This is a genomic window from Enterobacter nematophilus (assembly GCF_026344075.1).
GTDB classification, from domain to species: domain Bacteria; phylum Pseudomonadota; class Gammaproteobacteria; order Enterobacterales; family Enterobacteriaceae; genus Enterobacter; species Enterobacter nematophilus.
This window is the reverse complement of sequence record NZ_JAPKNE010000002.1, coordinates 64,910-81,641: the sequence shown is the minus strand read 5'-3', so window position 1 is coordinate 81,641 and position 16,732 is coordinate 64,910. Positions and strand designations below refer to the sequence as shown.

Below are 16,732 nucleotides of genomic sequence, written 5' to 3'. Positions count from 1 at the left end.
AATTCTGTTTTTACCAGCGCGCTTTCAGCAGGTTCGGCTGAATACCATTGATCGAATGGGTATTGCTGAACGGCTGCTTGATGCCTGCTTCGAATTCGTCGCGGAAATATTTAATCGCGCTCTGCAGCGGCTCGACGGCACCCGGTGCGTGGGCACAGAAGGTTTTACCTGGCCCTAAGAATCGACACAGTTGCTCAAGCGTCTCGATATCGCCCGGCTGGCCTTCGCCACGCTCGATAGCGCGCAGGATCTTCACGCTCCACGGCAGACCGTCACGGCACGGTGTACACCAGCCGCAGGACTCGCGAGCAAAGAACTCTTCCAGGTTACGCACCAGCGAGACCATGCCGATCTCGTGGTCGACGGCCATCGCCAGCGCCGTACCCAGACGGCTGCCTGCTTTACCAATGCTTTCGAATTCCATCGGCAGGTCAAGGTGGGCTTCGGTCAGGAAGTCCGTCCCTGCCCCGCCCGGCTGCCAGGCTTTGAATTTCAGGCCATCGCGCATGCCGCCGGCGTAGTCTTCAAGAATTTCACGTGCGGTGGTACCGAACGGCAGTTCCCAGACGCCAGGATTCTTCACGCGACCGGAGAAGCCCATCAGCTTGGTACCGGCATCTTTGCTCGAAGAGATGCCCTGATACCACTCCACGCCGTTCGCGAGGATCGCCGGGACGTTACACAGGGTTTCGACGTTGTTGACGCAGGTCGGTTTACCCCAGACGCCGGAGCTTGCCGGGAAAGGCGGCTTGGAACGCGGGTTCGCGCGGCGGCCTTCGAGGGAGTTAATGAGCGCGGTTTCTTCGCCGCAGATATAACGCCCGGCACCGGTGTGCACGAACAGTTCGAAGTCAAAGCCGGTGCCCAGGATGTTTTTACCCAGCAGGCCCGCTTCGGTAGCCTCTGCAATCGCGCGACGCAGGTTTTCTGCCGCTTCGATGTACTCACCGCGCAGGAAGATGTAGCCACGGTACGCTTTCAGCGCAAACGCGGAGATCAGCATGCCTTCCACCAGCAGGTGCGGCAGCTGTTCCATCAGCAGGCGGTCTTTATAGGTGCCCGGCTCCATTTCATCGGCGTTACACAGCAGGTAACGGATGTTCATGGATTCGTCTTTCGGCATCAGGCTCCACTTCAGGCCGGTGGAGAAGCCCGCACCGCCGCGCCCTTTCAGGCCGGAATCTTTTACCGCGTTAACGATGTCGTCCGGTGCCATGCCGCCAAGGGCTTTACGCGCGCCGGCATAGCCGTTTTTGCTCTGGTATTCGTCGAGCCATACCGGCTGTTTGTCATCGCGCAGACGCCAGGTCAGCGGATGCGTCTCAGCAGTACGAATTACAGTTTTCATTTGTACTGCTCCAGCAGGTCAGGAATCGCTTCCGGCGTCAGATGGCTGTGAGTGTCCTCATCAATCATCATGGTCGGCCCCTTGTCGCAGTTACCCAGGCAGCAGGTTGGCAGCAGAGTAAAGCGACCATCGAAAGTGGTCTGGCCCGGCTTGATATTGAGCTTCTTCTCAATCGCAGCCTGAATGCCCTGATAGCCGGTAATGTGGCAGACAACGCTGTCACAGTAGCGGATCACATGGCGGCCGACCGGCTGACGGAAGATCTGGCTGTAGAACGTGGCTACGCCTTCTACGTCACTGGCCGGAATACCCAGCACTTTCGCGATCGCATAGATCGCCCCATCCGGCACCCAACCACGCTGTTTCTGTACGATTTTCAGCGCTTCAATGGACGCCGCACGCGGGTCTTCGTAGTGGTGCATCTCGTGCTCAATGGCGGCACGCTCTGCTTCACTCAGCTCAAAAGCCTCGGTTTGTGGTTGTTGATTCTCGTGCATAATTAGCGGTCCACATCTGACATAACAAAATCGATACTACCCAGATACACAATCAGGTCGGAGACCAGACTGCCGCGGATGGCGGACGGGATCTGCTGCAGGTGCGCAAAGCTCGGCGTACGCACGCGGGTACGGTAGCTCATGGTGCTGCCGTCGCTGGTCAGGTAGTAACTGTTAATACCCTTGGTCGCTTCAATCATCTGGAAGGATTCTTGCGCCGGCATGACCGGGCCCCAGGAAACCTGCAGGAAGTGGGTGATCAGGGTTTCGATATGCTGCAGCGTGCGCTCTTTCGGCGGCGGCGTGGTCAGCGGGTGATCCGCTTTGAACGGGCCTTCCGGCATGTTGTTGAGGCACTGCTCAAGGATGCGCAGACTCTGGCGCAGCTCTTCCACTTTCAGCATCACGCGGGTGTAGCAGTCGGACACGCCGCCGCCAACCGGGACTTCAAAGTCAAAGTTCTCGTAGCCAGAGTAAGGACGGGCTTTACGCACGTCGAAATCAATACCGGTCGCGCGCAGGCCAGCACCTGTGGTGCCCCACTCCAGCGCTTCTTTCGCGCCGTAGGCAGCAACGCCCTGGGAACGGCCTTTCAGGATGGTGTTGCGCAGTGCGGCTTTCTCGTAAGACGCCAGACGTTTCGGCATCCAGTCGAGGAACTCACGCAGCAGGCGGTCCCAGCCGCGCGGCAGATCGTGCGCCACGCCGCCGATACGGAACCATGCCGGGTGCATACGGAAACCGGTAATCGCTTCCACCAGATCGTAGATTTTTTGACGATCGGTAAAGGCGAAGAAGACCGGGGTCATCGCGCCGACGTCCTGAATGAACGTGGAGATGTACAGCAGGTGGCTGTTGATGCGGAACAGTTCTGACAGCATAACGCGAATCACGTTAACGCGATCCGGTACGGTGATGCCTGCCAGTTTCTCAACGGCCAGCACGTATGGCATTTCGTTTACGCAGCCGCCGAGGTACTCGATACGGTCGGTATACGGAATGTAGCTGTGCCAGGACTGACGCTCGCCCATCTTCTCAGCACCGCGGTGGTGGTAACCGATGTCAGGGACGCAGTCGACAATCTCTTCGCCATCAAGCTGAAGAATAATACGGAATGCACCGTGCGCAGACGGGTGGTTCGGACCGAGGTTGAGGAACATGAAGTCCTCGTTTTCGGTACCGCGCTTCATGCCCCAGTCTTCCGGCTTGAAGGTCAGCGCTTCCATCTCCAGATCCTGCTTGGCTTTGGTCAGCTCAAACGGATCGAATTCGGTCGCACGTGCCGGGTAGTCTTTACGCAGCGGGTGGCCGGTCCAGGTCTGCGGCATCATGATGCGCGTCAAGTGCGGGTGGCCGTCGAAGGTCATGCCGAACATTTCCCAGGTTTCACGCTCGTACCAGTTGGCGTTCGGGAAAAGTTTGGTGATCGTCGGCAGATGCATGTCGTTTTCAGACAATGCCACCTTGAGCATGATATCCGTGTTGCGGTCTATTGAGATCAGGTGGTAGAAAACGGAAAAATCCGCAGCAGGGAGACCCTGGCGGTGAGTACGCAGACGTTCGTCCATGCCGTGTAAGTCAAACAGCATGACGTAAGGTTTTGGCAATTTCTTGAGGAAATCGACAACTTCCAGCAATTGTTCACGCTTCACCCAAACAACGGGTACCCCGGTGCGGGTCGCCTGAACGGTAAAGGCATCCGGCCCAAAACGGTTGCGCAGTTCGCCAATGACGGGGTCATCAAGATGATCCCGGGTCTGCCAGGCGGCTTCTTGCGCGGTTAAGTCGGTCATATTGTTCACCATTGCAAATGGTCCGTGGTGACTGTTAAGCCTGGCTTCGCGCTATTTGAGTAGTGATATGCGAAGGTTTTCTCCAGGCCTACAGGCGCAAATTAAATTTCGTCAGGCGTACGCAGGTTGGTGACGGCAATACGTTCACCACGTTTACGCTCGCGCTCGGACTGCATGTTCGCGCGATAGACACCCTGATCGCCAACAACCCATGAGAGTGGGCGACGTTCTTTACCGATAGACTCCTGCAGCAGCATCAGCGCCTGCATATAGGCTTCTGGACGCGGCGGGCAGCCCGGGATGTAAACATCCACCGGAATGAACTTATCAACGCCCTGCACAACGGAATAAATGTCGTACATACCGCCAGAGTTTGCACATGCGCCCATGGAAATAACCCATTTTGGCTCCAGCATCTGGTCATACAGACGCTGAATAACAGGTGCCATCTTGGTAAAGCAGGTACCGGCCACCACCATCAGGTCAGCCTGACGCGGGGAAGCACGCAGTACCTCGGCCCCAAAACGCGCAACGTCATGCACCGCAGTGAATGACGTCACCATTTCAACGTAGCAGCAAGAAAGGCCAAAGTTGTATGGCCAGATGGAGTTCTTACGACCCCAGTTGACCATATCGTGCATGGCATGTTCGAGTTTGCCCATGTACACGCTTTTGTTGACTTCTTGCTCCAGGGGGTCGGTTACGATCTCCTGTTTTTGCAGGGGGTAACGGTCATTCTCACCGTTAGGATCTATGCGGGTGAGCGTATAATCCATCTTATTGCCTCGCTGTTACTGCTGACGATTAGAGATACTGTTTTCCGGGTTGATGTGTTCACGACGTGAACGCGCAGGCGTCCAGTCAAGCGCGCCAATACGCACCAGATAAACCAGACCGGCCAGTAGCACTAAAATGAAAATTGCGGCCTCGACAAAGCCCACCCAACCACTTTCGCGAATGGAGGTCGACCACGCGAACAGGTAGAGCGCTTCCACGTCGAAGATGACGAAGAACATCGCTACCAGATAGAACTTGGCAGACAGGCGTAAGCGAGCGGAACCTACTGAATCAATACCTGATTCGAAAGGTGTGTTTTTGTGCCTTGCACGGGCGCGACCGCCCAGGAACCAGCCGCCGACTAACATCAGGCAGCACAGGCCAATGGCTACAATAAGAAAGATTGCGAATGCCCAGTGATGAGCGATGACTTCTGTGGATGTTGACATACTCATTGCTTACTCATCAAAAGTGATACCGACGACACTGCTCTTGCTGGCAGATAGGCATCACATCGATTCATGGGGAGGAACAAATAACCTTACACTAACTGTCAGAAATGGGACGTAGACAGCAAAATGATGGGGTTTTTTACTCCTTTCTATAACCTTTTGTCAACTTTAACAAAGGTTTCTTCACATTAAATTACATCGAGCGATTCTCATTAACATTTGGTGCCCTTTAACCCTGGTGGTTACCTGACTTTTCGTCAAATGCGCGTTGTTGAATCGTGTCCGTTTTGGAAGTAAAAAAAATAACCCTCCTATTTTGACAGGATTTGCCAACGATTCCTCCCCCCAAATAGGAGTATTTTCTTGATCTGAGACACGCTTTTGTTAATTTACCCAAAAAACCGGCAACATATTTGCTGCTTTTTTAACATCAAAGGGTTATGGATGAAGTTAGAACAGAAAGTGAACAGCATTTGAGCAGATGCATTTACCCCATTGATATGTATGATTTATTTATGAAAACCTTGTAACGAGCGAGGATAATATTGGCAAAAAAAAGCCACTGCGTGCGAAAACGGCACGAGTGGCTTTTTTTTACACTTACAATTTGTTACCAGAATTTTGAGCTTTTGATCACTCAAAGTCACCTTCAACGATCAGGGAATCATCCCCCCCTTCGGAGGTAACATGCTCGAACTGCCATGGGTTATGGTAATTTTCCATCGCCTCAAACACCACCTTCGCCAGCTCGTTATGACTGGACGCGTTATGGCAAAGCAGATACTCGGTATCCGGCAGCGCGGGGAGACCATCAGATTTACCGAGAACGCGCAAATCAGGGCTCATCATCTCTACCGGACGGGCCGTTACGCCAAGACCCGCTTTCACGGCGGCACGCACAGCGGGCAGCGTGGACGCTACATAGGCCAGACGCCACGGAATGTTGGCTTCATTTAACGCCGTCAGCACCATATCGCGGAAAGGACTCGGATCGTCCAGTAAAACCAGCGGTACGGGTTCCCCTTTTTGCAGCACATATTCCGCCGCGCAATACCAGTGCGTGGGCGATGTGCGCAAGGTCAGACAATCAAACTGCCCGGGACGATGCGTCGTAACCACAAGGTCGACCTTGTTCTCATTTAACATCTCAACCATAAAGGCGTTACGTTTTACGCTTACATCCAGCGCAAGCTTCGGATAAACCGAGCTAATTCGATTGAGAAGAAACGGCAATATAGTATCCGCTGACTCATCAGATGCCCCTAAGGTTAACACCCCCTGAAGGTTGCTAAACATTAATGACATACATGCTTCATCATTAAAGCGAAGAATTTTCCTGGCATAACCCAGTAGCTGAATACCGTGTTCCGTTAAGAGCTTATTGCGCCCGTGACGGGCAAAAAGCTCTTTCCCAACCAGTTGCTCCAGCCGCTGCATTTGCTGGCTAACGGCGGACTGGGTTCGGCAGACGGCGGCAGCAGCTGCTGCAAAAGTGTTGAGATCGGCGACCGCAACAAACGTTCTCAGCAGATCGAGGTCGAGATTCATTATCGGACGATTTGCATTTATCATATCTATTCACTTTCAGGTTGCTCGTGCGGAGCTGCCCGGGTTGAAGCTGTGTGTAACAGTTAAGCAATTCCTTCTGAAGGTTTTCCCTCGCATCCCGGCCCGGCAGACTGCCTGACAGATAGTTATTGTGCTGCTTTATATCAACAGTCAGAAAGCACGTTTCATGACGTTATTTTTATTCTCTTAACGTTCAGGATATTTAGATGTTCGCAGGGTTATGTAAATTACATTAAAGGCGTAACACTTTTTCTGCCATCTTTTTCGCAGCGCTGTCAACGTAGCAGGAGATGTTTGACACATTCCAGCCAGAGATAACTCCAACAATAACAATCAATTAAATCGGAAAATCAGTTTCAAATATGCAAAATCACTGCATCTTCCTACTGCTTTCCTTATAGACATCTTAACCCAAATCCACTTTATTTATAAGTCTTATTGCAATATTCAGGATTAAAGGGGTTTGTTAAGCTTCTAAACTAATTTTATTAGAATTAACTAAAGTTGCATTTTGTTGGTTAATAATAAATAAATTTTAATTTAGATTATGGCCATTCATTAATAACACTTAACATTAATTTCACATGATTAACTTTTAGCCGCTCCGGGCTATTACTGCAAGACCCCTTCAACACTCAGGTTTTACGAAAAGTCACCCAGCGTGACTTCCGCTTGTTGTCTGCACGCCTTTTATTTCACACCAGAACAATATACATATTTCATAGAAATATGCAGCACAATTAACCTTTACTTATGGTTTGTGCGTTACGTTAAGGCAGTAAAAGCGTCAGTCAATAGTAAAAAAGATTCATCACAATTTCGCAGTAAGCACAAAATCTTCTACTGCACACCCTTCAAAACGAAGCGAGGGGGGAGTACATTATTCCGTGCTGACTTCCACGGCAGGGAGCGGCAATAATAGCGAAAAGGTTAAAGGTTCATGTCCCCTATCGAAAAATCCAGCAAGCTTGATAACGTCTGTTATGACATCCGTGGCCCGGTTCTGAAAGAGGCAAAACGCCTTGAAGAAGAAGGCAACAAGGTTCTGAAGCTCAACATTGGTAACCCCGCGCCATTTGGTTTTGAAGCGCCGGATGAAATTCTGGTTGATGTGATCCGCAACCTGCCTACGGCACAAGGCTATTGTGACTCAAAGGGACTTTACTCCGCCCGTAAAGCCATTATGCAGCACTACCAGGCGCGCGGTATGCGTGACGTTACCGTCGAAGATATCTATATCGGCAACGGCGTCTCCGAACTGATCGTTCAGGCCATGCAGGCGCTGCTGAACAGCGGTGACGAAATGCTGGTTCCCGCGCCGGACTATCCGCTGTGGACCGCTGCCGTATCGCTCTCCAGCGGTAAAGCGGTACATTATCTTTGCGACGAATCCTCTGACTGGTTCCCGGATCTGGATGACATTCGCGCGAAAATCACGCCTCGCACGCGTGGGATTGTGATTATCAACCCGAACAACCCGACGGGCGCGGTCTATTCAAAAGAGCTGCTGCTGGAGATCGTGGAGATCGCCCGCCAGCACAATCTGATCATCTTCGCTGACGAAATCTACGACAAGATCCTGTATGACGCGGCACAGCACCACTCTATCGCCGCGCTGGCCCCGGATTTGCTGACCGTCACCTTCAACGGCCTGTCTAAAACCTACCGCGTGGCCGGTTTCCGTCAGGGCTGGATGGTGCTGAACGGCCCGAAAAAACACGCCAAAGGCTATATTGAAGGGCTGGAGATGCTGGCGTCGATGCGTCTTTGCGCCAACGTGCCCGCGCAGCACGCGATCCAGACGGCGCTGGGCGGCTACCAGAGCATCAGCGAGTTCATCGTCCCTGGCGGTCGTCTGTACGAGCAGCGTAACCGCGCATGGGAACTGATCAACGATATCCCGGGCGTCTCCTGCGTGAAGCCGAACGGGGCGCTGTATATGTTCCCGAAAATTGACGCGAAGCGCTTCAATATCCACGACGATCAGAAAATGGTGCTCGATTTCCTGCTGCAGGAAAAAGTGCTGCTGGTTCAGGGAACGGCGTTTAACTGGCCGTGGCCGGACCACGTGCGTATCGTGACCCTGCCGCGCGAAGACGATCTCGAAATGGCCATCAGCCGCTTTGGGCGATTCCTCTCTGGATACCATCAGTAATCTTAAAAATCAGGCTACTTCGGTAGCCTGATTTGCATCTTCCCTCCCCTCCCCGCACAATGAAGTCCTGTCGCAGTGAAGACAAAAGGTAACCTATGAGTCAGAGCCATTTCTTTGCCCACCTCTCCCGCCTGAAACTGATCAACCGCTGGCCGCTGATGCGCAACGTGCGTACAGAGAACGTATCTGAGCACAGCCTGCAGGTTGCCATGGTCGCTCATGCGCTGGCTGCCATTAAGAATCGCAAATTTAACGGGCAGGTGAATGCCGAGCGCATCGCGCTGCTGGCGATGTACCACGACGCATCAGAGGTGCTGACCGGCGACCTGCCTACGCCGGTAAAATATTTCAATTCGCAGATTGCTCAGGAATATAAGGCTATCGAGAAGATTGCCCAGCAAAAGCTTATCGAGATGGTGCCCGAAGAGCTGCGCGATATCTTTGAACCGCTCATCGACGAGCACCAGTACACGGAAGATGAAAAGTCGCTGGTCAAGCAGGCCGACGCGCTGTGCGCCTATCTGAAGTGTCTGGAAGAGCTGTCTGCGGGCAATAATGAGTTTTTATTGGCGAAAACGCGCCTGGAAAAAACGCTGGAATCCCGCCGCAGCGAAGAGATGGACTATTTCATGCAGGTATTTGTGCCGAGCTTCCATCTATCGCTGGATGAAATCAGCCAGGATTCGCCGTTGTAATTTTTCGCCGGGTGGCGACTTCGCCTTACCCGGCCTGCGCTTTTGCGCTCACGCTTAAAACGGGAATAAAACCGGAATTAACACCACGCACACCACCATCACCAGCACGGTGAACGGCACGCCCAGCTTCACGAAATCGCTGAACTTATAATTCCCCGGCCCCAGCACCAGCGTGTTCACCGGCGATGAAACCGGCGTCATAAACGCCGCGGACGCCGCCATCGCGACCATCATCGCAAACGGGTACGGCGACACGCCCATGGATTTCGCCATCGCCAGCGCAATGGGCGCCATCAGCACTGCCGTCGCGGTGTTGGAGATAAACAACCCGATCGTGGCGCACATGACAAACAGACAGACCATCATCATGTACGGTCCATACCCGCCGCCCACGTCCATCAAGCCTTTTACGATCAGATCCACCCCGCCGGTTTTTTGCAGCGCCAGGGCAAAGGGCATCATCCCGACGATAAGAATAATGCTCGGCCAGTGAATGGCTTTATACGCGCTTTCAGCGTCTATGCAGCGGAATTTCCCCATCAGCAGGCAGGCGATAATGGCCGCGACCGGATTGGGGATTTCATCGGTCAGCATCAGCGCCACCATCAGCACCAGACAGAAAATCGCGTGGGGCGCCTGGCTGTGCGCCGGGGAGGCGTCGCTCTCCTCGACCGGCATGTTAAGCACCACAAAATCGCGCCCTTTTTGCCCGAGCTGGCTGATTAGCTTCCAGTTACCGACGACGAGAAAGATATCGCCCAGCAGGATCGGCTCATCGACGACGGCCCCTTCCATCGCGACGCCATCGCGCTTCAGCCCAACAACGTTCAGGCCATATCGGGTACGGAACCCCATTTCACGCACGGTTTTACCCAACAGTTCCGATTCCGGGATCAGCGACACTTCGGCCATACCCACATCCAGCGCCTGGTCGGAGAAATACTCCCCGCGCAATACCATCGGCTCCAGCTGCTGTTCGCTGCAGAACTCGCGTAGATCCACCTCGGCGGTAGACATATCGATCAGCAGGACGTCTCGCGCGCGGAATTCCGACACCCCGTTAACGTTGACGATCACCCGGCGAAAACGGCGCCAGCGCTCTACGCCGATCACGTTCGCGCCATAACGCTCGCGCAGCTTCAGGTCATCAAGCCGCTGGCCGATCAGCGACGAGCCGGGGCGAATGGCCAGGCGGCGCGCCCGCCCGGTGAGGCGGTACTCTTTGATCAAATCGCGGAAGGTGCGTCGCTTCCACCCCTCTTTGTTCTTATCCTGCTTGTCGCCTTTCAGGGCAAAACGGGTTAGCAGCATGTAGACCACGCCCATCGCCAGAATCACCAGCCCAAGCGGGGTGACGCTGAAAAAGCTGAAGCCCTGAAATCCTTCCCGAAGCAGCTCGCTGTTGACGACCAGGTTCGGCGGCGTCGCCACCAGCGTCATCATACCGCTGATCAAACCGGCAAAGCTCAGGGGCATCATCAGGCGCGACGGCGAGCTCTGCATCCGCATGGAGACGCTCAGCACCACCGGGATAAAAATGGCGACCACGCCCGTTGAGCTCATAAATGCCCCCAGACCGGCGACCGTCAGCATCAGGTAGATCAGCATCTTGGTTTCACTGCTGCCGGCCACCTTGACCAGCCACGCGCCCATGATGGTCGCCACGCCGGTGCGCACAAGGCCGTCGCCGATGATAAACAGGGCGGCAATCAGAATAACGTTAGGGTCGCTGAACCCGGAGAAGGCTTCCGGTAGCGTGAGCGTGCCGCTCAGCACAAACGCGACGATGACAAACAGGGCGACGGCATCCATGCGCACCTTGCCTGTGGCGAAGAGAATAATGGCGATTAAAAGCAGGCTCAGAACCCAGATCAGTTCACCGTTCACAACCTATCCTTGTCAGTGGAAGATGAGAAATTTTGCCATAAAAAAGCCCCAGCAGCGTGGGGCTATATCATGGGATTACATTTTTAGCGAGACGGTTACAACTCCGTCGGGCGCTTTTGACACCGCCAGCGCCGCCAGGGAATGAATCACAAAGTCCGCCTCGTCCAGGCGTGGGGACCCCGCCGGAACGTTTACGGCAATGACGTGGCTACCGGCGTTCAGCCCGGCCAGCACGCCAGCGGCCGCATCTTCCACCACCACGCACTCTGCAGGCGCGAAGCCCAGCATTTCTGCACCAAGGAGAAAGGCATCCGGCTCCGGCTTGCCGCGTTTGACTCGCTCAGCCGTAATGAACACCTCTGGCTTCGGTAAGCCGGCCGCCTTATGGCGGGCATGAGCGACCGGAACAGAGCCGGAGGTGACGATAGCCCACGGGATCTGCGCTTCGTTCAGATGCTCAAGCAGTTCGCGCGCCCCCGGCAGCGCGGTAATGCCCTCGGTGTCGGTGGCCTCAATCTGCTCCAGGTATTTGAACTCCGCCTGGATCTCTTCCTCAGAACGCCCCGCTAAGAAGTGCCGCAATGAGGTAATGGCCTGTTTGCCATGGATAAAATTCAGCACGTCCTGGTGGTCGATGCCGTGCCGGTCGGCCCAGTGGCACCACGAGCGCTCCACAACCGGCAGTGAATCCACCAGCGTACCGTCCAGATCAAACAGAAAACCTTTACACTGCACACGCACCTCCGTCAGGCATTAATGATTTGTTGAATTTCGTTGCTGCTTAAATGGTACTGACGCGGGCAGGCGTGCCACGCGCTCAGCATGCGCTGGTATTTGTCCCACATTGGGGTCTGCGCGTTGAAGCCGTGGGTGCCCGCATCAAAGTGGGTATAACGCCCCTCGGTGTTCACCATAAAGCGAACATAGCTCAGATAGCGCGCTTCCGTCGCTGCGTCAAAGCCTAGGAAGGTCACACGACGTTCGTCAATGGTCTGCTGGTCTTTGAGATTCGTCCAGGACACATGCAGGGCGTGGTACATCTCCATAATGTCGATCACGATGCGGCAGGTTTCTTCTTTCAGCTCGCCAAACTCGCGGTCCAGTTCGCGCATTTGCAAACCAAACCCACGTTCGACGATGGTCTGCAGGCGGCTGTAGCGCGCAGCGTTATCGGGATCAAGCATAGTCATCATCTTGTACTGGTTAGACAAAATCAGACGTTGAGCATGGGTCATTTCCATCTTTCGACTCCTGTAGCGCATTGCACTGTAAAAAAAAGACACGGTAACGGTGTGTTACTGTGCCTTCTTTTGTTAGTCGTTTCGATGATCAATCACAAGTCATCGAGGAATGTTTTATCCAGCTGCTTAAAAGCACGCTTTAACGTGTCCGCCAGCGCCTGGTAATCCGGCTTGCCTTCAACCGGGGCCAGCGCCTGCCCGGCCTCCTCCAGTTTTCCACGCACTTCATAAAACCAGTGTAAAATAGAAGGCGGAAGCGGCGTGATAGAGCGTTTGCCTAACCACCACAGCCCCTGCATCGGCAGGCTTAACGCGAAGAGCGCCGTTGCGACGGCAGGACCAAGCTGTCCACCGAGGGCGATTTGCCAGCACAGGGTAAAGATGGCGACGGGGGGCATAAAGCGAATCGCATAGCGCGTGGCGCGGATAGTGCGATTCTCAATAAACATTGGCGCAAGGCGCTTTTCCATTGGCCACGTCTTTGCGTAATGCTGTCCCCGACGAAACAGACTGAAAAAGTTCACGGACGGGATTTCGGGTGTCGACATGGCTGTACCTCAACTTCACATATAAAAATTAAAATTTTCGTGCAAAACCACAACAGGCTATAACAACGTTCAAAATATTTTGTCATCGCTACCCCGTATCGGGTATCCTGTGCCAGCCTGATAGGGCCGTAGACGAGAAGCATTAACTCGTCAAATTATCGCATATTATGCCATTGGCTGAAAATTGTGCAAAATGGCATAAAATCATAGTTATTTCTTTCATCATGCCAGAATGTTCGTTTGCCATGATGTTAATCATAAATGTCTGAGTCATCATGCGTTACGCTGTTAGACTCACTGACGTTTTTTTAGCCACGTATCAATAATAGGTACTTCCATGTCGAGTAAGTTAGTACTGGTTCTGAACTGCGGTAGCTCCTCACTGAAATTCGCCATCATCGATGCGCTCAACGGTGACGAGTACCTCTCTGGTTTGGCCGAATGTTTCCATCTGCCTGAAGCACGTATCAAGTGGAAGATGGACGGCAGCAAACAAGAAGCGGCTTTAGGTGCAGGCGCCGCTCACAGTGAAGCGCTGAACTTTATCGTTAACACTATTCTGGCACAAAAACCAGAACTGTCTGCTCAGCTGACTGCGATTGGTCACCGTATCGTCCACGGCGGCGAAAAATACACCAGCTCCGTCGTGATCGACGAATCAGTGATTCAGGGCATCAAAGACTCTGCATCCTTCGCACCGCTGCACAACCCGGCGCACCTGATCGGTATCGCTGAAGCGCTGAAGTCCTTCCCGAATCTGAAAGACAAAAACGTGGCCGTATTCGACACCGCGTTCCACCAGACCATGCCGGAAGAGTCTTACCTCTATGCCCTGCCGTACAGCCTGTACAAAGAGCACGGCGTACGTCGTTACGGCGCGCACGGCACCAGCCACTTCTATGTGACTCAGGAAGCCGCGAAAATCCTGAACAAACCTGTTGAAGAAGTGAACATCATCACCTGCCATCTGGGCAACGGTGGTTCTGTTTCTGCTATCCGCAACGGTAAATGTGTTGATACCTCCATGGGTCTGACCCCGCTGGAAGGTCTGGTGATGGGTACCCGTTCCGGTGACATCGACCCGGCGATCATCTTCCACCTGCACGACACCCTGGGCATGAGCGTTGACGACATCAACAAAATGCTGACCAAAGAGTCTGGCCTGCTGGGTCTGACCGAAGTCACCAGCGACTGCCGTTACGTTGAAGACAACTACGCAGAAAAAGCAGACGCTAAACGTGCAATGGACGTTTACTGCCACCGTCTGGCGAAATACATCGGTTCTTACACTGCGCTGATGGACGGTCGTCTGGACGCGGTTATCTTCACCGGTGGCATCGGTGAGAACGCGGCAATGGTTCGTGAACTGTCCCTGGGCAAACTGGGCGTTCTGGGCTTCGACGTTGATCACGAGCGTAACCTGGCTGCTCGCTTCGGCAAGTCTGGTTTCATCAACAAAGAAGGCACCCGTCCTGCTATCGTTATCCCAACTAACGAAGAGCTGGTCATCGCGCAAGACGCGCACCGCCTGACTGCCTGATTCCACACCGCCAGCAATGCTGGCGGTGCTGTTTTGTAACCCGCCCAACGCGGCGGTAACGAAAGAGGATAAACCGTGTCCCGTACTATTATGCTGATCCCTACCGGAACCAGCGTCGGCCTGACCAGCGTCAGCCTTGGCGTGATCCGTGCTATGGAACGCAAAGGCGTTCGTCTGAGCGTCTTTAAGCCTATCGCCCAGCCACGTGCCGGTGGCGATGCGCCAGACCAAACCACCACCATCGTTCGCAAAAACTCCAATCTGCCAGCGGCTGAACCGCTGAAGATGAGCCACGTTGAGTCTCTGCTCTCCAGCAACCAGAAAGACGTGCTGATGGAAGAGATCATCGCTAACTACCACGCTAACGCGCAGGACGCGGAAGTGGTGCTGGTTGAAGGTCTGGTCCCAACCCGCAAACACCAGTTTGCCCAGTCTCTGAACTTTGAAATCGCGAAAACCCTGAACGCAGAGATCGTTTTCGTGATGTCTCAGGGCACTGATACCCCTGAGCAGCTGAACGAGCGCATCGAACTGACGCGCAGCAGCTTCGGCGGCGCGAAAAACACCAACATCACCGGCGTGATCGTCAACAAGCTGAACGCGCCTGTGGATGAGCAGGGCCGTACGCGTCCTGACCTGTCCGAAATCTTCGATGACTCTTCCAAAGCGAAAGTCATCAAAGTTGACCCGGCTAAGCTGCAGGAATCCAGCCCGCTGCCGGTACTCGGCGCGGTGCCATGGAGCTTCGATCTGATTGCCACCCGTGCAATCGATATGGCGCGTCACCTGAACGCTACCATCGTTAACGAAGGCGACATCAACACCCGCCGCGTGAAGTCCGTGACCTTCTGTGCGCGCAGCATTCCGCACATGCTGGAACACTTCCGCGCAGGCTCCCTGCTGGTCACCTCCGCAGACCGTCCTGACGTGCTGGTTGCAGCGTGCCTGGCGGCGATGAACGGCGTGGAAATTGGCGCCATCCTGCTGACCGGCGCCTACGAGATGGACCCACGCGTCAGCAAGCTGTGCGAACGCGCGTTCGCAACCGGCCTGCCGGTCTTCATGGTGAACACCAACACCTGGCAGACCTCCCTGAGCCTGCAGAGCTTCAACCTGGAAGTGCCGGTTGATGACCACGAGCGTATCGAGAAAGTTCAGGAATACGTTGCTGGCTACATCAACGCAGACTGGATCGAATCCCTGACTGCCACCTCTGAACGTAGCCGTCGCCTGTCTCCACCGGCCTTCCGTTACCAGCTGACCGAGCTGGCGCGTAAAGCGGGCAAACGCGTTGTGCTGCCAGAAGGCGACGAACCACGTACCGTTAAAGCGGCTGCCATCTGTGCAGAGCGCGGCATCGCGACCTGCGTGCTGCTGGGTAACCCGGATGAGATCAACCGCGTAGCGGCGTCTCAGGGCGTTGAGCTGGGCACAGGCATCGAAATCGTTGACCCAGAAGTGGTTCGCGAAAGCTACGTTGCCCGCCTGGTTGAGCTGCGTAAGAACAAAGGCATGACCGAAGCCGTTGCGCGCGAGCAGCTGGAAGACAACGTGGTGCTGGGCACGCTGATGCTGGAGCAGGACGAAGTTGACGGCCTGGTTTCCGGTGCGGTTCACACCACCGCGAATACCATCCGCCCACCGCTGCAGCTGATCAAAACGGCACCGGGCAGCTCGCTGGTATCCTCCGTGTTCTTCATGCTGCTGCCTGAACAGGTTTACGTTTACGGCGACTGCGCAATCAACCCGGATCCTACCGCAGAACAGCTGGCTGAGATCGCTATCCAGTCCGCAGACTCCGCGACCGCTTTCGGTATCGAGCCGCGCGTAGCGATGCTCTCCTACTCTACCGGCACCTCTGGTGCAGGTAGCGACGTAGAGAAAGTGCGTGAAGCGACCCGTATTGCGCAGGAAAAACGTCCCGATCTGATGATCGACGGCCCGCTGCAGTACGACGCTGCGGTAATGGCTGACGTTGCGAAATCCAAAGCGCCGAACTCGCCGGTTGCAGGCCGTGCGACCGTGTTCATCTTCCCGGATCTGAACACCGGTAACACCACCTACAAAGCGGTACAGCGTTCAGCAGACCTGATCTCCATCGGGCCAATGCTGCAGGGTATGCGCAAACCTGTGAACGACCTGTCCCGCGGTGCGCTGGTTGACGATATCGTCTACACCATCGCGCTGACGGCGATTCAGTCCTCGCAGCAGCAGTAATGTTAAAAAGCCC

At 54.5% G+C, this 16,732-nt stretch carries 14 protein-coding genes; 4 read left to right on the top strand and 10 right to left on the bottom strand.

Going from position 1 to position 16,732, the window contains the following annotated elements; translation table 11 throughout:
- Positions 1–10 precede the first annotated feature (10 nt).
- The 6 genes from nuoF to lrhA all read right to left on the bottom strand — a co-directional run bounded on the left by nuoF (position 11) and on the right by lrhA (position 6,439).
- A complete protein-coding gene (gene nuoF / locus OSH03_RS07155; protein WP_006811381.1) occupies positions 11–1,348 on the bottom strand; it encodes an NADH-quinone oxidoreductase subunit NuoF in 1,338 nt (445 codons plus the stop codon).
- Positions 1,345–1,845 (bottom strand): NADH-quinone oxidoreductase subunit NuoE, encoded by a 501-nt coding sequence (nuoE, locus tag OSH03_RS07150; protein WP_008500208.1) that lies wholly within the window; start codon positions 1,843–1,845, stop codon positions 1,345–1,347. The genes nuoF and nuoE overlap by 4 nt, the downstream gene beginning before the upstream one ends.
- A gap of 2 nt (positions 1,846–1,847) precedes the next feature.
- The gene (gene nuoC, locus OSH03_RS07145; protein ID WP_028013933.1) at positions 1,848–3,650 is read right to left on the bottom strand and encodes an NADH-quinone oxidoreductase subunit C/D; all 1,803 of its coding nucleotides are present in this window, start codon (positions 3,648–3,650) and stop codon (positions 1,848–1,850) included.
- 89 nt (positions 3,651–3,739) lie between these two features.
- On the bottom strand, positions 3,740–4,414 hold the full coding sequence (nuoB, locus tag OSH03_RS07140) for an NADH-quinone oxidoreductase subunit NuoB (RefSeq protein WP_003861482.1): 675 nt from the start codon (positions 4,412–4,414) through the stop codon (positions 3,740–3,742).
- A gap of 15 nt (positions 4,415–4,429) precedes the next feature.
- Complete coding sequence (gene nuoA, locus OSH03_RS07135; protein ID WP_014171000.1) at positions 4,430–4,870, bottom strand: NADH-quinone oxidoreductase subunit NuoA; 441 nt, start codon at positions 4,868–4,870, stop codon at positions 4,430–4,432.
- Positions 4,871–5,500: 630 nt separating this feature from the next.
- The gene (gene lrhA, locus OSH03_RS07130) at positions 5,501–6,439 is read right to left on the bottom strand and encodes a transcriptional regulator LrhA (RefSeq protein WP_028013934.1); all 939 of its coding nucleotides are present in this window, start codon (positions 6,437–6,439) and stop codon (positions 5,501–5,503) included.
- Positions 6,440–7,376: 937 nt separating this feature from the next.
- Between lrhA and alaA the strand changes: the two genes are divergently transcribed.
- Both alaA and yfbR read left to right on the top strand, forming a co-directional pair.
- Positions 7,377–8,591: an alanine transaminase AlaA gene (gene alaA / locus OSH03_RS07125; RefSeq protein ID WP_061097542.1), complete on the top strand. Its 1,215-nt coding sequence runs from the start codon at positions 7,377–7,379 to the stop codon at positions 8,589–8,591.
- Positions 8,592–8,686: 95 nt separating this feature from the next.
- On the top strand, positions 8,687–9,286 hold the full coding sequence (yfbR, locus tag OSH03_RS07120) for a 5'-deoxynucleotidase (protein WP_028013935.1): 600 nt from the start codon (positions 8,687–8,689) through the stop codon (positions 9,284–9,286).
- A gap of 54 nt (positions 9,287–9,340) precedes the next feature.
- Here yfbR and OSH03_RS07115 read toward each other — a convergent pair whose 3' ends face one another.
- From OSH03_RS07115 to yfbV, 4 genes are all read right to left on the bottom strand, one after another.
- A complete protein-coding gene (locus tag OSH03_RS07115; protein ID WP_266178687.1) occupies positions 9,341–11,173 on the bottom strand; it encodes an SLC13 family permease in 1,833 nt (610 codons plus the stop codon).
- Between the two features lie 75 nt (positions 11,174–11,248).
- Positions 11,249–11,908, bottom strand: coding sequence for a sugar phosphatase (locus tag OSH03_RS07110; protein ID WP_266178686.1), 660 nt, complete (start codon positions 11,906–11,908; stop codon positions 11,249–11,251).
- A gap of 11 nt (positions 11,909–11,919) precedes the next feature.
- A complete protein-coding gene (locus OSH03_RS07105; RefSeq protein ID WP_003861461.1) occupies positions 11,920–12,414 on the bottom strand; it encodes a YfbU family protein in 495 nt (164 codons plus the stop codon).
- Positions 12,415–12,506: 92 nt separating this feature from the next.
- A complete protein-coding gene (yfbV, locus tag OSH03_RS07100; RefSeq protein WP_061097539.1) occupies positions 12,507–12,962 on the bottom strand; it encodes a terminus macrodomain insulation protein YfbV in 456 nt (151 codons plus the stop codon).
- A 337-nt stretch (positions 12,963–13,299) separates the two neighbouring features.
- Between yfbV and ackA the strand changes: the two genes are divergently transcribed.
- Both ackA and pta read left to right on the top strand, forming a co-directional pair.
- Complete coding sequence (gene ackA, locus OSH03_RS07095; protein WP_061097538.1) at positions 13,300–14,502, top strand: acetate kinase; 1,203 nt, start codon at positions 13,300–13,302, stop codon at positions 14,500–14,502.
- Positions 14,503–14,577: 75 nt separating this feature from the next.
- Positions 14,578–16,719, top strand: coding sequence for a phosphate acetyltransferase (pta, locus tag OSH03_RS07090; RefSeq protein ID WP_266178685.1), 2,142 nt, complete (start codon positions 14,578–14,580; stop codon positions 16,717–16,719).
- Positions 16,720–16,732 lie beyond the last annotated feature (13 nt).

Excerpts from the sequence above, each read along its gene's own strand:
- nuoB (WP_003861482.1), bottom strand. The coding sequence starts at position 4,414 with ATGGATTATACGCTCACCCGCATAGATCCTAACGGTGAGAATGACCGT.
- nuoF (WP_006811381.1), bottom strand. The coding sequence starts at position 1,348 with ATGAAAACTGTAATTCGTACTGCTGAGACGCATCCGCTGACCTGGCGT.
- OSH03_RS07105 (WP_003861461.1), bottom strand. The coding sequence starts at position 12,414 with ATGGAAATGACCCATGCTCAACGTCTGATTTTGTCTAACCAGTACAAG.
- yfbV (WP_061097539.1), bottom strand. The coding sequence starts at position 12,962 with ATGTCGACACCCGAAATCCCGTCCGTGAACTTTTTCAGTCTGTTTCGT.
- yfbR (WP_028013935.1), top strand. The coding sequence starts at position 8,687 with ATGAGTCAGAGCCATTTCTTTGCCCACCTCTCCCGCCTGAAACTGATC.
- nuoE (WP_008500208.1), bottom strand. The coding sequence starts at position 1,845 with ATGCACGAGAATCAACAACCACAAACCGAGGCTTTTGAGCTGAGTGAA.
- ackA (WP_061097538.1), top strand. The coding sequence starts at position 13,300 with ATGTCGAGTAAGTTAGTACTGGTTCTGAACTGCGGTAGCTCCTCACTG.
- nuoA (WP_014171000.1), bottom strand. The coding sequence starts at position 4,870 with ATGAGTATGTCAACATCCACAGAAGTCATCGCTCATCACTGGGCATTC.
- nuoC (WP_028013933.1), bottom strand. The coding sequence starts at position 3,650 with ATGGTGAACAATATGACCGACTTAACCGCGCAAGAAGCCGCCTGGCAG.
- lrhA (WP_028013934.1), bottom strand. The coding sequence starts at position 6,439 with ATGATAAATGCAAATCGTCCGATAATGAATCTCGACCTCGATCTGCTG.
- alaA (WP_061097542.1), top strand. The coding sequence starts at position 7,377 with ATGTCCCCTATCGAAAAATCCAGCAAGCTTGATAACGTCTGTTATGAC.